We start from the raw sequence: 13,583 nt of genomic DNA, 5'->3' as shown, positions 1-13,583 counted from the left end.
CCATGACGCACGCTTTCCTGTCTTCTCTCGCACGCCATGTGGCGCCGCGCCCGCTCCGTTGTGCCACTGCCGGTCCCACGCCACGCCGGTTCGCGGCGCGCACGGCGGCGTTGCTGCTCGCCTGCGCCGCACTCGCCTGCGGCACGGCGCTGCCACTGTCCGCTCAGGCCCGCGTCAAGGCGAAGCATCCAAGCGTCAACGTCAGCACGGTTCTGCCGCAATCCGTGATGGCCGGCTTGCAGCGCGCTCACGTGCCGTTGTCGTCGATCAGCGTGGTGGTCGAAAAGGTCGGCGACCGCACGCCGATCGTCGCGCTGAACGCCGGTAAGCCGATGATGCCCGCCTCGACGATGAAACTCGTCACCACCTACTCCGGCCTGTCGATACTCGGCCCGGACTATCGCTGGCGCACCAGCGCCTACGCGGACGGCACGGTGGACGGCAACGGCGTGCTGCACGGCAATCTGTACATTCAGGGCACCGGCGATCCGAAGCTCGTGCCCGAAGAACTGATCGATCTGGTGCAGAAGATCCACAAGGCGGGTATCACTGGCCTCGACGGCGCGCTGGTGCTCGACAAACGCTACTTCGACGCCTCGACGCGCGACCTGCCGCCCTTCGACGACGACACCACCGCGCCGTACAACGTCGGCCCCGATCCTCTGCTGTATGCGTTCAAATCGCTGTCGTTCACGCTGACGCCGTCGCCGGACGGCAGCGTCGCGATCGACGTGCTGCCCGCGCTCGCGCAATTGCAGATCGACAATCAGATGCGCGCGGTCAACGGCCCCTGCCGCGGCGACGCGGCCTCCGTCTCGCCGAGCGTCACGCCGCAGCCGAATGGCACGGTGGTGGCGTCGTTCAACGGCGACTACTCGGTGCGCTGCGGCCCGCGCACGATCAACGTTGCCGTGCTCGATCACTCCGCGTTCTTCGCGGGCGGCTTCCTCGCGCTGTGGCAGCAAACCGGCGGCACCTTCAGCGGCGCAACCCGCGAAGGCCAGGTGCCCACCGGCGCGCGCCTGATCGCGACGCACCAGGGGCCGATGCTGTCCGACATCGTTCGCGACATCAACAAGTTCAGCAACAACACGATGGCGCGCAACCTGTTCCTGACGATCGGCGCGATGGAAGAACAGCCGCCCGCCACGCCGGCCAAATCGGCGCGCGCGATCCAGGCATTCCTGCGCCGCGACGCGATCAACATGGAGTACCTGACGCTCGACAACGGCTCGGGCCTGTCGCGCGACGAGCACGTCACCGCGCTCGCGCTCGCCGATCTGCTGCAGCGGGCCAACGCGAGCCCGGTGGCTCAGGTATTCGTCGAGTCGCTGCCGATCGCGGGCGTCGACGGCACGATGCGCAACCGCTTGACCAACCAGGGCGCGGGCGGCAACGCGCACATCAAGACCGGCACGCTGCGCGACGTGCGGGCGATCGCGGGCTATGTCGCGTCGGCGGACGGCAACAGCTATGTCGTCGTCAGCCTGATCAACGACTCGCATTCGGAAGCCGCGCGCGCCGCGCACGACGCGTTGCTCGAATGGGTGTATCAGGGCCCCGCTCAGGGTTTCACGCAACCGCTTGCGGAAGCCGCTGACCCGACGCGCAGCAAGCCCAGGAAAAACCCGCACAAGCGCGGAGCCCATTGAGGATTCCTTCTAGCGAAGCCGCACGCGGCAACGCGTCCGAGCGTGTACGCTGTCGGGCAGTGTTTGAAGGGCGCGCGGAAAACGCAATGCGCGGTGCATGAGCTGCGCGCCGGTTACGGCCGCGCGGGCGTGGCCCAATCAAACGATAACGACAACGTCCGCTACGGCAAGCGCAGCGGCCAGGGACCACGGAGGAAGACCCGATGCAATTCGATGCCGAATTGCTGCTGCTCGCCATGGCGCCAGTCTTTCTCGCATGCATCGGCTGGGAGGCGCGGCACCTGCGGCGCACGCGCCCCGGCGCGCGGCTCTATAGCTGGCGCGACACGCTCTGCAACGCCGCGCTCGCACTGATGCAGCAAGCCGTGCGTGGCTGGCGCAATAAATTGCGCGCGCTGTTCGCGCCGCCCGCATGGGCTGCGGATTATCACGCGCGCCGCGCCGCCAGGTCTGCGGTATCGGGCAAAGAAACCAGCATCAATGAGAACAATACGGCCGCGTTTCGAACGTCGCGCAAGCCGTAGAAGATTCTGTAAGCTGTCGCCACGCCGCCGACGCGGCGGGCGCTGCCTGCAGCACATGGCACAAGGGCCAAACATACGAGGAGATGCAGTCAACATGAAACAAACAGCATCGAAGAAGCGCAGTTTCGTACGCGTCACGCAGATCGCTATCGCCAGTGCCGCGTTTGCGCTGCTCGCGGCTTGCGGCGGCAGCAGCGATAACAACAGCTCGAGCAGCAGCACGCCTGCTGGCGGTGTGAAATTGCAGGTCGTGTCGTTCGGCGACAGCTTGTCGGATGCCGGCACGTATGCGCCGGTGATTCAGGCGAGCTTCGGCGGCGGCCGTTTCACGACCAACCCTGGCGAAGTGTGGACGCAAAAGGTTGCCGAGTACTATGGCGACACGCTGACGGCGGCGGCGCTCGGCGGCTTTGGCCAGCCGCTCGTGAACACTTCCGGTTTTGGCTATGCGCAGGGCGGCGCGCGTGTGGTGGACCCGAACGGTCCGGGTCATGCGCCGGCTGGCCAGCCGAGTTACGCGCAGGCCACCACGGTGCCGATTGTCACGCAGGTGCAGAACTATCTGAGCGCGCACGGCAGCTTCAATTCGAATCAGCTGGTGCTGGTGAACGGCGGCGCGAACGACATCTTCACGCAACTCCCGGCGCTGGCGACCGCGATCACGACGGACATCGCGGGCGGCATGAACAGCCAGCTGGCGGTGCAAACGGAAACGCTCAAGACGCTTGGGCCGGTGGCGGCTGCGTTGGCTCAACAGGTCGGCGTGATCTTGCAGAGCGGCGCGACCCATGTGGTGGTGTCGAATGTGCCGGATATCGGCTCGACGCCGTTGGCGCTGCTGGAGGTCAAGACTTTGGGCGCACAGGCACCGGCTTTGATCACGGGCATCACGCAGGTCTACAACGCCGCGTTTTTCGGTGCGTTGCAGCAGGCCGGCATTTACAGCAAAGTCATTCCGATCGATGTGTTCACGTGGCAGGACAAGCTGATGGCCAATGCGTCGGCCAGCGGCTTTACCGTGACGAACACGGACACGGCCTGCAATCTGACCGCGATGGCGACGGCCGCGGCCAAGTTCGGCGAACCTGATCCGACGGCGTTTGCTTCGTCGTTGTTCTGCTCACCGCAAACTTTGACGGTCGCGGGCGCTGACCAGACTTATATGTTTGCTGATACGGTGCACCCGACTACGCATGTGCACGCGCTTTTTGCACAGTATGTGCAGTCGCAGGTCGCTGCTAGCGGGCTTGGGAAATAGTTTGGTTTTTGCCGCTACGCGGCGGTGAGGTTTTTGTTTCGCGGGACGCCCGGCTATCTGGTTGGCTGGGCGTTTTTGCTTTTTTGCCCGCACAGCGGCGCGATGGACTGTCGGTCTACGGCGCACAACCCAAAGCGCCGCGAAGGCAAAAAGAATCAATAAAAACCAACGCCGCAGGCAAACAACCCGGCTAGGCGTTACGCGCAAAAAACCTCAACTTTGCGCTTCAAAAGCAGCCGCCGCTCTCCCGAGCCGATCATTGACGGCGATCCACTCGATCGTATCCGGCAGCTTCTCGATCAGAATCCGTGTCACGTTCGCTCGATCCAGCGCGCGCAGCAAGCCATACAACTCGCGCGCATAAACATGCGGATCCTCAGGCGCGGCAATGAAATGCACGCCATCCGCATCCACCCACCGCCCAGCGCGAGAAACCCGCGCCACCAACGCCACGCGTTCGCCGCTCTGCCGCGCAGCGAGCAAAGGCTCAAGCGCATCGAACGGCAGCAAAGCCAACGGCGTCTGCGGCGCATAGTGCGCCTTCAACGTCCCGGAAGCCCGCGGCGCGGTCGCATCCGAACCATCGGCCAATCGCGGCGCCTCGCCGAGCACATCGGCAATGTCTTGCGGCGTCACCCGCCCGGGCCTCAGCAGCGCCGGAAACCCCCGCGATAAATCCAGAATCGTGGACTCAATCCCGACATCCGACGCGCCACCGTCCAGCACATGAATCGCGCCGCCAAACTCGTCCCGCACATGCTGCGCCGTAGTCGGACTGACATGGCCAAAACGATTCGCCGACGGCGCAGCCACACCACCATGCCCGCCGCGCAACGCGCTGAACGCCTCCAGCAAAGCTTGCGCAACCGGATGCGACGGACACCGCAACCCCACCGAATCCTGTCCGCCGCTCACCGCCGCCGGAATCCTCGCGGCGCGCTTCAGAATCAACGTCAGCGGCCCCGGCCAGAACGCGTCGATCAGGCGCTGCGCCTCGGCAGGCAAATGCTCGACCCAGTAGTGCGGATCGCCCTGCGGCGCCAGATGCACGATCACCGGATGATTCGCCGGCCGCCCCTTCGCCGCGTATATGCGCGCGACCGCTTCCGGACTCTCGGCGTCGCCGCCCAGACCATAGACGGTCTCAGTCGGAAACGCGACCAGCTCGCCGGCATCCAGCAACGCTGCCGCGTGCTCGATCTGCGCAGCGCTCACAGCGCCCTCGGAGGGTTTGGTTTGATCCGGCATGGCGCTCGCGTCAGCTCCTGAGGATGTGCAGGAGCCGCGCGCAATCGCGAGCGGACGTGCGGGCTTCCTCGAGCGTCGCGGCGGTGAAGTTCACGTGACCCATCTTGCGGCCGCAACGCGCTTCCTCCTTGCCGTACAGATGCAATCGCGCCGCCGGCATCGCCGCCACTTCGTGCCACGGCGGCGTGACCGCCGCGCGCTTCGGGCCGTCCGGGAACCAGACGTCGCCGAGAATGTTCAGCATCACCGTCGGCGAATGCTGACGTGTGTCGCCGAGCGGCATGCCGGTCATCGCGCGCACCTGCTGTTCGAACTGGCTGGTCGCGCAGGCATCGACGGTGTAGTGGCCGGAATTGTGCGGACGCGGCGCCATTTCGTTGGCCACCAGCGAACCGTCTTCCAGAATGAAGAACTCGACGCACAACACGCCCACATAGCCGAGCTTGTCGGCGATTTGCAGCGCGGCTTGCTGCGCCTGGGCAACCAGCGTCGGGCTCGCATCCGGCGCGGGAACGATGGTGTGCGACAGCACACCCTCGCGATGCGTGTTCTGCGCGAGCGGATACACCACCGACGCGCCGCTCGACGCGCGCGCAATCAGCGCGGACACTTCGAATTTCAGCGGCAAGCGCTTTTCCAGCACGCACGGCACGCCCGCCAGCGACGCATGCGCCTCGCGCACTTCCTCGGCGTTGCGCACACGAATCTGGCCTTTTCCGTCGTAGCCGAGGCGCGCGGTTTTGAGGATGCCGGGCAGCACGGTCTCGAGCTTCGCATCGTCGAGCGCGGCAAGCGCATCCGACGATTCGATCACCACGTGCGGCGCCACCGTCACGCCCGACGACGCAATAAAGCGCTTCTCGGCGATCCGGTCCTGCGCCACCGCGACGCAACGGCCAGCCGGGCTGACGAAGGTGGTCTTCGCGAGAAAGTCGAGGCTCGCAGCCGGCACGTTCTCGAATTCGGTCGACACCGCCGCGCACAGCCGCGCGAGTTCGGTAAGCGACGCTTCGTCGTCGTAAGACGCGCGCAGATGGCGGTCGGCGACGGCGCCCGCCGGACTGTTTTCGTCCGGGTCGAGCACGGCGACGCGATAGCCCATCGCCTGGGCGGCAAAGCAGAACATGCGGCCGAGCTGGCCGCCACCGACCATGCCAAGCCATGCGCCGGGCAGAATCGGTGAAACCGGTGTGTTGTCTGGGTTCATCTTAGTGGTTGGTCGCGGCCGGGTGCGCATGCATTCGTGCAATTCGTGCACGCGCGCCCGGCCGGGGGTCAGACATGGGGACGTCTAAAAGAGCAATCAGCCTTTGCGCTTACAGCGCAGGCAGCACCATCGCGTGGGCCGCTTCGTTCTGGCGCACGCGGAACGCTGCCAGTTTCTCTGCATACTCGGCGCTCGTGCCGCTCAGGATCGACACCGCGAACAGCGCCGCATTCGCCGCGCCCGCTTCGCCGATCGCAAACGTCGCAACCGGCACGCCCTTGGGCATCTGCACGATCGAATGCAGCGAATCCACACCCTTCAGATACTTGCTCGCCACCGGCACGCCAAGCACCGGCACCGTGGTCTTGGCGGCCAGCATGCCCGGCAGATGCGCGGCGCCGCCCGCGCCCGCGATGATCGCGCGAATGCCGCGCTCGCGCGCGCTCTGCGCATACGCAAACATCTCGTCGGGCATCCGGTGCGCGGACACGACCTTCGCCTCGTACGGCACGCCGAATTCCTGCAGGATCGCCACGGCGTTCTTCATCACTTCCCAATCGGAACTGGACCCCATCAGCACGCCGACAACGGGTGCGCTATGCGTATGGGCGGTCTGGACTTCACTCATCTTACGGCTTCCTTGTCTCTCGAGCGGCGCGATAACCGGGATTAAGCGAGCTTCTGCCCGGTCAGGCGTTCGAGCGCTTCCTGATACTTCTCGCCCGTCTTCGTGACGACGTCGTCCGGCAGCTTCGGTGCGGGCGGTTCCTTCTTCCACGGCTGGGTTTCCAGCCAGTCGCGCACGAACTGCTTGTCGAACGACGGCGGGTTGGTGCCGACCTGGTACTGATCCGCCGGCCAGAAGCGCGACGAATCGGCGGTCAGCGCTTCGTCCATCAGGTACAGCTTGCCGTGATTGTCCAAGCCGAACTCGAATTTCGTATCCGCGATGATGATGCCGCGCGTGGCCGCATAGTCAGCCGCTTCCTTGTACAGCTTGATCGAGATGTCGCGGATCGTGGCCGACAGTTCGGTGCCGATGCGGCGTTCCATCTCGTTGTAGGTGATGTTTTCGTCGTGGTGGCCCATTTCGGCCTTGGCTGCCGGCGTGAAAATCGGCTCGGGCAGCTTTTGCGCATTTTGCAGCCCCGGCGGCAACTCCACGCCGCAAACCGCACCGGTTGCCTGATAGTCTTTCCAGCCGCTGCCGGCCAGATAACCGCGCACCACCGCTTCGACGAGAATCGGCTCGAGGCGCTTCACCACTACGGCGCGGCCCTTCACCTGCTCGACTTCATCTGCCGCCACCACGGATTCGGGCGCGACGCCCGTCAGGTGATTCGGCACGATGTGCTGGAGCTTGTCGAACCAGAAGTTGGCCATCTGGTTCAGCACGCGGCCCTTATTCGGAATCGGCTCGCCCATGATGACGTCGAACGCCGACAGACGGTCGGTCGTGACGATCAGCAACTGGTCGTTGCCCACCGCATAGTTGTCGCGGACTTTACCGCGGCCGAGCAGCGGCAGCGAGCGGAGCGTGGATTCGTAAAGGGTAGACATCGTCGTGGTTCGCTAAAAGTGAGGCAAAAAGTGTGACCGGAACAAAAGGGAAACGCCGTTCCCCGGATGATGCGGGAACGGCGATCTAACGACAACCTGGCCGAACGGCCAGGCGCAGAGCTTATTGACAGCTTAGCGGACGACTTGCGCGAACTCGCCCGACTTGTACTTCTCCGCGATTTTATCAAGCGAAACCGGCTTGATCTTGCCGGCCTGGCCTTCGCAGCCGAATTGCGTATAGCGCTCGATACAGATCTTCATCGCGGCTTCACGCGCCGGCTTCAGGTAATCGCGCGGGTCGAACTTGCCCGGATTCGTCGCCATGTAGCGGCGGATCGCGCCGGTGATCGCCAGACGCAGGTCGGTGTCGATGTTGACCTTGCGCACGCCGTTCCTGATACCTTCCTGAATCTCTGAAACCGGCACGCCGTAAGTTTCCTTCATGTCGCCGCCGAATTCGCGGATTTCCGCGAGCAGCTCCTGCGGCACCGACGACGAACCGTGCATCACCAGATGGGTGTTCGGAATGCGCTGGTGAATTTCCTTGATGCGCTGGATCGACAGAATGTCGCCCGTCGGCTTCTTGCTGAATTTGTACGCGCCGTGCGAGGTGCCGATGGCGATCGCCAGAGCGTCGCACTGGGTCAGCTTGACGAAGTCCGCAGCCTGCTCCGGATCGGTCAGCAGTTGCTCGCGGGTCATCGTGCCTTCCGCGCCGTGGCCGTCTTCCTTGTCGCCCTTCATGGTTTCCAGCGAACCGAGCACGCCCAGTTCCGCTTCCACCGTGATGCCGATCGAATGCGCCGCTTCAACCACCTTGCGCGACACCTCGACGTTGTATTCGTACGAAGCGACCGTCTTGCCGTCGGCTTCGAGCGAACCGTCCATCATCACGCTGGTGAAGCCGCTGCGGATCGCCGCCATACAGACTGCCGGCGACTGGCCGTGGTCCTGGTGCATCACGACCGGAATATGCGGATACGACTCGACCGCTGCTTCGATCAGGTGGCGCAGGAACGGCTCGCCCGCGTACTTACGCGCGCCGGCCGAAGCTTGCATGATGACCGGGGCGTTGACCTTGTCGGCCGCCGCCATGATCGCCTGCACCTGCTCCAGGTTGTTCACGTTGAATGCCGGCAGGCCGTAGCCATTTTCGGCAGCATGGTCCAGCAGTTGACGCATTGATACGAGAGGCATGCTGTAACTCCTTAGATTGAAAAGAATTCTGTACCGCCGGCATCTTTTGGGCGATTTTATCGCGAAGCAAACCACCTACCCGCTCACACATTCCCTAAAGCACCCGGCGTGCATTCGCCGCACGCGCGCCCGGAGTCTGTGCGCCGCCTCTCGCGGGGCGATGCAGCCTGCTTCGCTCGATCAAGCCTGTGCCGATCGTGCAGTCCCCTGTGTCGACCAGAGTTAGCGCTTTAGCGCTTACTCTGGTCCCATAGCGCTTACTCCGATCCCATGCAAGATGGTTGCTGCGTAATCAATACGGTTCACCGACCCGTACGATTTTCAGCGTGTTCGTGCCGCCGGCCTGCCCCATCGGCTCGCCGACGGTCAGCACCACCATGTCGCCGCGCGCCGCGTAACCCTTGCGGACCACGGTTTCCAACGCCTGTTGCAACGCGGTGTCGCGGTCGGTGTTGGTGTCCAGATGCAGCGAGGTCACGTTGCGGTACAGCGCCATGGCCCGTTCGCTGCCGACCCGCGGCGTGAGCGCGAAAATCGGCACGTGGGTCGAGTGGCGCGACATCCACAGTGCGGTCGAACCGGATTCGGTCAACGCGACGATCGCCTTCGCGCCCAGGTGATAGGCCGTGAAGAGCGCGCCCATCGCGATCGACTGGTCGATCCGGGTGAACGTGCGGTCGAGGAAATCCTTGTCCAGTTCCGACTCTTCCGACTTCTCGGCTTCGAGACAGATCGCCGCCATCGTTTCGATGGTCTGCACCGGGTACTTGCCCGCCGCCGATTCCGCCGACAGCATCACCGCGTCCGTGCCGTCGAGCACGGCGTTGGCGACGTCCGACACTTCGGCGCGGGTCGGCACCGGCGCGTAAATCATCGACTCCATCATCTGGGTCGCGGTAATCACGAACTTGTTCGATTCGCGCGCCATCCGGATCATGCGCTTTTGCAGCGCGGGGACTGCGGCATTCCCCACTTCCACAGCCAGATCGCCGCGCGCGACCATGATGCCGTCCGACGCGTCGAGGATACCTTGCAGCGCCGGAATCGCTTCCGCACGCTCGATCTTCGCGATCATCTTCGGCTTGATGCCGTATGGCGCGCCCGCGATATTCGCGAGCTGGCGGGCCATTTCCATGTCGGTCGCGTTCTTCGGAAACGATACCGCGACAAAATCCACGCCGATCGACATCGCGGTGCGGATGTCTTCCATGTCTTTCGCGGTCAGCGCCGGCGCCGTCAGGCCGCCGCCCTGGCGGTTGATGCCCTTGTTGTTCGACAGTTCGCCGCCGATCTTCACGGTCGTGTGAATCTCGCTGCCGAGCACGCGGACCACGTTCAGCACGATCAGGCCGTCGTTGAGCAACAGCACGTCGCCCGGTTTCAGGTCGCGCGGCAGGTCTTTGTAGTCGAGGCCGACGCGATCATCGTTGCCGAGTTCGCAGTCTGCGTCGAGGATGAACGGGTTGCCCGCGATCAGCGTGGTCTTGCCGTTTTCGAATTTGCCGACCCGGATCTTCGGGCCTTGCAGGTCGGCCATGATGGCGACTTCGCGGCCGGCCTGGCGGGCCGCTTCGCGCACGAATTCGGCGCGCTGGCGGTGGTCATCGGCGGTGCCGTGCGAGAAATTGAGCCGCACCACGTCCAGTCCTGCCTGAATCATTTGCAGGAGGATTTCCGGCGTGCTGGAAGCCGGTCCGATGGTAGCGACAATCTTGGTGGCGCGATGCATGAGTCTCCTCGTCTGGATAGGATCGCTGGAAAGAGCGCTGCGAGTCGGATGCGGAGGCTGCGCACCGAAGGATGCTGCCAGGGGCTGCGCGCCGGTTGAAACCAGCGTCGCTTTATGGGGTGAAGCGGTGTTCGACACCGGCACGGGGGGCGCCGGTGGGGAGGCGAGCACGACCTCGCCGTCCGGGAGTTCTGCCTGCGACGGGGCGGATTGAGCGGCGGCTTGTCCACCGGACAATTCCGCCGCCTCGCCGGCAGTGGTCAACTCCGCGAGCGCGCGGGGCGACCCGGATTCTTCTTGCTGGATAACAGCGGCCAGCGTGGCCGGCTTAGTGGCGGAGCGCGCTGCGCGCTCCCCTGCCGTCGCTGCCGCGTTGTTGCGCGGCGACTTGCCGCCGCGCGCCTTTGCAGACTTTGCCGTTGGGGAGCGCGTCGCCACGTTAAGCCCGCGATTCCAGAACTTCGACCGCCGGCAGCTTCTTGCCCTCGAGGAATTCGAGGAAGGCGCCGCCGCCCGTCGAGATGTAGCTGACCTTGTCGTGGATGCCGTACTTGGCGATCGCTGCGAGCGTATCGCCGCCGCCTGCAATCGAGAACGCCGACGACCGGGCGATCGCGTCAGCCAGCGTCTTCGTGCCGTTGCCGAACTGATCGAATTCGAACACGCCGACCGGGCCGTTCCACACGATCGTGCCGGCTTTTTCCAGTTGTGCGGCGAGGACCTTGGCCGTTTCCGGTCCAATGTCGAGGATCATGTCGTCGTCTTGAACGTCGGCGACGGCCTTGATTTCAGCCTTGGCGGTCGGCGAAAACGCCTTGGCCGTGACCACGTCGGTCGGAATCGGCACCGAGGCGCCGCGCGCTTTCGCTGCGTCGATGATGGCCTTGGCTTCGTTCACCAGATCCGCTTCGGCGAGCGACTTGCCGATCTTCAGGCCCGCGGCCAGCATGAACGTATTGGCGATGCCGCCGCCGACGATCAGCTGATCGACCTTCTCGGCCAGCGACTTCAGGATGGTCAGCTTGGTCGACACCTTCGAGCCGGCGACGATCGCCACCAGCGGGCGCTTCGGCGAGCCCAACGCCTTGCCGAGCGCTTCGAGTTCAGCGGCCAGCAGCGGGCCGGCGCACGCGACGGGCGCGTATCTGGCGATGCCGTGGGTGGTGGCTTCGGCGCGGTGCGCGGTGCCGAATGCGTCGTTCACGTAGACGTCGCAGAGCTTCGCCATTTTTTGCGCGAGCTCGTCGGAATCCTTCTTTTCGCCCTTGTTGACGCGGCAGTTTTCCAGCAGCACGACCTGGCCCGGCACCACGTTCACGCCGTTTTCCACCCAGTTCGCGACCAGCGGCACGTCGCGTCCGAGCAACTCGGCGAGGCGCCTGGCGACCGGGGCGAGCGAGTCTTCCGGCTTGAAATCGCCTTCGGTCGGACGGCCCAGGTGCGAGGTGACCATCACGGCGGCGCCGGCGTCCAGCGCGGCCTTGATAGCCGGCACGGAGGCGCGGATACGGGTGTCTTCGGTAATGTTGCCTTGGTCGTCCTGCGGCACGTTCAGATCGGCGCGGATGAACACGCGTTTGCCGGATAGCTTGCCTTCGGCGATCAGATCGGAGAGACGCAATACCTTGTTCATGGGCGTGTATGTGCGAGTTGATGAGAAGGCGGTGACGGACGGCGCACTGACGCACAGCGCAAAACAGAACTCCAGCGCTTCGGCACAGCAGCGGCTCCGCTGAATCGGGCGCCGGCGGCATGCGCCGCGGCTCTCGCGCTATGCACCGGCGCGGTTATCCCGGAAAAGTGCATTTTAACTGATCCACGTTGCCTTCTAACCCGCAACTCGGCGAATGTCCCGTATTCGAAAGATGCCACACACATGCCGCAACGCAGCATTTCAAGCCTGCTCAATTACATGAAGAGCCGCATGAGCGTAAATACGACCATCCCGACGACGATCGTGCCAAGCATGGTGCGGCGCCACAAAAACCACACGAGACCGGACAGCGTCGCGTAAAACTCGTGATTCGACGGCGCGAAAGACAGGCCCTCGGGAGTGGTCAGCACGTCGGGCAGCACGACGGCGGCGAGCGCCGCGGCCGGCGCGTAGCGCAACATCCTTTGCACGCGCTCCGGCAACACGGTTCGCTCGCCGCCGATTAGAAACATCGCGCGTGTCACCGCGGTGACGAAGGTCATGCCGAAAATGGCCAGCCAGATCTGCGTGGACGTCATGGGGAATCTCCCGCGCTGTTGCGGATGCGGCGCAAGTCGGCGTGCTCAGCCATCAGATCGGCCGCACTGCCCGCGATGATCGCCGCGATCACCGCCAGCGGCAGCGCGAGCCGGTAAGGCAGGTCGAAGGCCAGCAGCGAAACGATGCCGGCGATGCTGACCGCAGCCAGCGTCGAGCGCGTCGCGATCGCCGACACCATGATCGGCAGCAGCGCCAGCGTGCCCGCCAGCGCAAGCCCCCAGGTGTCCGGAATCAGGCTCGCCAGCAGAATGCCGACGATCGAGGACACCTGCCACGACAGCCAGCTGCAGAACGCCATGCCCCAGAAATAGGCCTCCTTGCCCGGCACGTAACCGGTCGGGAAGCTTTTCTTCTGGAACAGCAGGTAGATCACATCGCCGTTGAAATAGCCGAGCACGATGCGCCGCCACATCGGCAGATAGGAGAAATGCGGCGCGAGACCGACGCTGAAGATCACGAAACGCGTATTGACCATCGCGGCCGTGAGCAGCACGGTCCACACCGGCAGCCTGGCCGCCAGCAGCGGCAGCACCGCCAGTTGCGACGAGCCGGCGTAGCACAGCAGCGACATGGTCAGCGCCTGCGGCAGTGTGAGCACGGACTTGCTCATCGCAATGCCGGTCACGAGGCCCCAGGAAAAAATCGCCATCAGCGTGGGCGAATAGTCGCGCGCGCCCTGACGGAAGGCACGGCGATCGAGGTCTGACAGGCGAGCGAGCATGAGGCGAAACGCGTTGGCGCCAAACGCGCCGCAACGAAGGGAAGTCGGCACCAGGTCATCAAGCACCCGCTGGCGCATTCGGATTTGAATTATGCGTGCGCCGAATTATAGCGCCCGGAATGCGGCCAAATGCCCGTTCCGTGTGCAAAAGACGCTAAAATACCGGTCTTCGCACCGCCTCACAAGAAAACGCCGGGCCGCCCCCCGGGTTTTCCGCCCCGCAGGAAGTCCCC

Annotated in this window: 11 protein-coding genes and 1 pseudogene; 3 read left to right on the top strand and 9 right to left on the bottom strand. The window is 64.5% G+C overall.

Annotated features, from left to right (window positions below):
* Positions 1-2: 2 nt before the first annotated feature.
* From dacB to AC3WLT_RS02895, 3 genes and pseudogenes are all read left to right on the top strand, one after another.
* Positions 3-1,652 carry a D-alanyl-D-alanine carboxypeptidase/D-alanyl-D-alanine endopeptidase gene (gene dacB, locus AC3WLT_RS02905; protein ID WP_492590432.1) on the top strand — a complete coding sequence of 550 codons (1,650 nt, stop codon included), beginning with the start codon at positions 3-5 and terminating at the stop codon, positions 1,650-1,652.
* A gap of 203 nt (positions 1,653-1,855) precedes the next feature.
* A pseudogene (locus tag AC3WLT_RS02900) lies at positions 1,856-2,080 on the top strand (sterol desaturase family protein); the annotation flags it as partial.
* A 190-nt stretch (positions 2,081-2,270) separates the two neighbouring features.
* Positions 2,271-3,434 carry an SGNH/GDSL hydrolase family protein gene (locus tag AC3WLT_RS02895; protein ID WP_492590431.1) on the top strand — a complete coding sequence of 388 codons (1,164 nt, stop codon included), beginning with the start codon at positions 2,271-2,273 and terminating at the stop codon, positions 3,432-3,434.
* Between the two features lie 213 nt (positions 3,435-3,647).
* Here AC3WLT_RS02895 and AC3WLT_RS02890 read toward each other — a convergent pair whose 3' ends face one another.
* The 9 genes from AC3WLT_RS02890 to AC3WLT_RS02850 form a co-directional block, all read right to left on the bottom strand.
* Entirely contained in the window at positions 3,648-4,682 is a 1,035-nt protein-coding gene (locus AC3WLT_RS02890; RefSeq protein ID WP_492590430.1) for an L-threonylcarbamoyladenylate synthase, read from the bottom strand.
* A gap of 10 nt (positions 4,683-4,692) precedes the next feature.
* Positions 4,693-5,889: a 5-(carboxyamino)imidazole ribonucleotide synthase gene (locus AC3WLT_RS02885; RefSeq protein WP_492590429.1), complete on the bottom strand. Its 1,197-nt coding sequence runs from the start codon at positions 5,887-5,889 to the stop codon at positions 4,693-4,695.
* 109 nt (positions 5,890-5,998) lie between these two features.
* A complete protein-coding gene (gene purE, locus AC3WLT_RS02880; RefSeq protein ID WP_492590428.1) occupies positions 5,999-6,517 on the bottom strand; it encodes a 5-(carboxyamino)imidazole ribonucleotide mutase in 519 nt (172 codons plus the stop codon).
* Between the two features lie 41 nt (positions 6,518-6,558).
* Positions 6,559-7,449 (bottom strand): phosphoribosylaminoimidazolesuccinocarboxamide synthase, encoded by an 891-nt coding sequence (locus AC3WLT_RS02875; RefSeq protein ID WP_492590427.1) that lies wholly within the window; start codon positions 7,447-7,449, stop codon positions 6,559-6,561.
* 132 nt (positions 7,450-7,581) lie between these two features.
* Entirely contained in the window at positions 7,582-8,646 is a 1,065-nt protein-coding gene (gene fba / locus AC3WLT_RS02870) for a class II fructose-bisphosphate aldolase (protein ID WP_492590426.1), read from the bottom strand.
* 292 nt (positions 8,647-8,938) lie between these two features.
* Positions 8,939-10,375 (bottom strand): pyruvate kinase, encoded by a 1,437-nt coding sequence (gene pyk, locus AC3WLT_RS02865; RefSeq protein WP_492590425.1) that lies wholly within the window; start codon positions 10,373-10,375, stop codon positions 8,939-8,941.
* Between the two features lie 439 nt (positions 10,376-10,814).
* Entirely contained in the window at positions 10,815-12,008 is a 1,194-nt protein-coding gene (locus AC3WLT_RS02860; RefSeq protein WP_492590424.1) for a phosphoglycerate kinase, read from the bottom strand.
* Positions 12,009-12,283: 275 nt separating this feature from the next.
* Positions 12,284-12,607 carry an AzlD domain-containing protein gene (locus tag AC3WLT_RS02855; protein WP_492590423.1) on the bottom strand — a complete coding sequence of 108 codons (324 nt, stop codon included), beginning with the start codon at positions 12,605-12,607 and terminating at the stop codon, positions 12,284-12,286.
* Entirely contained in the window at positions 12,604-13,350 is a 747-nt protein-coding gene (locus tag AC3WLT_RS02850) for an AzlC family ABC transporter permease (protein ID WP_492590422.1), read from the bottom strand. Before AC3WLT_RS02850 ends, AC3WLT_RS02855 begins: the two co-directional genes overlap by 4 nt.
* Between the last annotated feature and the right edge of the window lie 233 nt (positions 13,351-13,583).

The organism is Paraburkholderia sp. FW306-2-2C-D06C (genome assembly GCF_058781505.1).
This window is presented reverse-complemented; position numbering and strand designations above follow the sequence as displayed.

Bases quoted from the DNA above. Each gene is read 5' to 3' on its own strand.
- dacB (WP_492590432.1), top strand. From the start codon at position 3: ATGACGCACGCTTTCCTGTCTTCTCTCGCACGCCATGTGGCGCCGCGC.
- AC3WLT_RS02895 (WP_492590431.1), top strand. From the start codon at position 2,271: ATGAAACAAACAGCATCGAAGAAGCGCAGTTTCGTACGCGTCACGCAG.
- AC3WLT_RS02890 (WP_492590430.1), bottom strand. From the start codon at position 4,682: ATGCCGGATCAAACCAAACCCTCCGAGGGCGCTGTGAGCGCTGCGCAG.
- AC3WLT_RS02885 (WP_492590429.1), bottom strand. From the start codon at position 5,889: ATGAACCCAGACAACACACCGGTTTCACCGATTCTGCCCGGCGCATGG.
- purE (WP_492590428.1), bottom strand. From the start codon at position 6,517: ATGAGTGAAGTCCAGACCGCCCATACGCATAGCGCACCCGTTGTCGGC.
- AC3WLT_RS02875 (WP_492590427.1), bottom strand. From the start codon at position 7,449: ATGTCTACCCTTTACGAATCCACGCTCCGCTCGCTGCCGCTGCTCGGC.
- fba (WP_492590426.1), bottom strand. From the start codon at position 8,646: ATGCCTCTCGTATCAATGCGTCAACTGCTGGACCATGCTGCCGAAAAT.
- pyk (WP_492590425.1), bottom strand. From the start codon at position 10,375: ATGCATCGCGCCACCAAGATTGTCGCTACCATCGGACCGGCTTCCAGC.
- AC3WLT_RS02860 (WP_492590424.1), bottom strand. From the start codon at position 12,008: ATGAACAAGGTATTGCGTCTCTCCGATCTGATCGCCGAAGGCAAGCTA.
- AC3WLT_RS02855 (WP_492590423.1), bottom strand. From the start codon at position 12,607: ATGACGTCCACGCAGATCTGGCTGGCCATTTTCGGCATGACCTTCGTC.
- AC3WLT_RS02850 (WP_492590422.1), bottom strand. From the start codon at position 13,350: ATGCTCGCTCGCCTGTCAGACCTCGATCGCCGTGCCTTCCGTCAGGGC.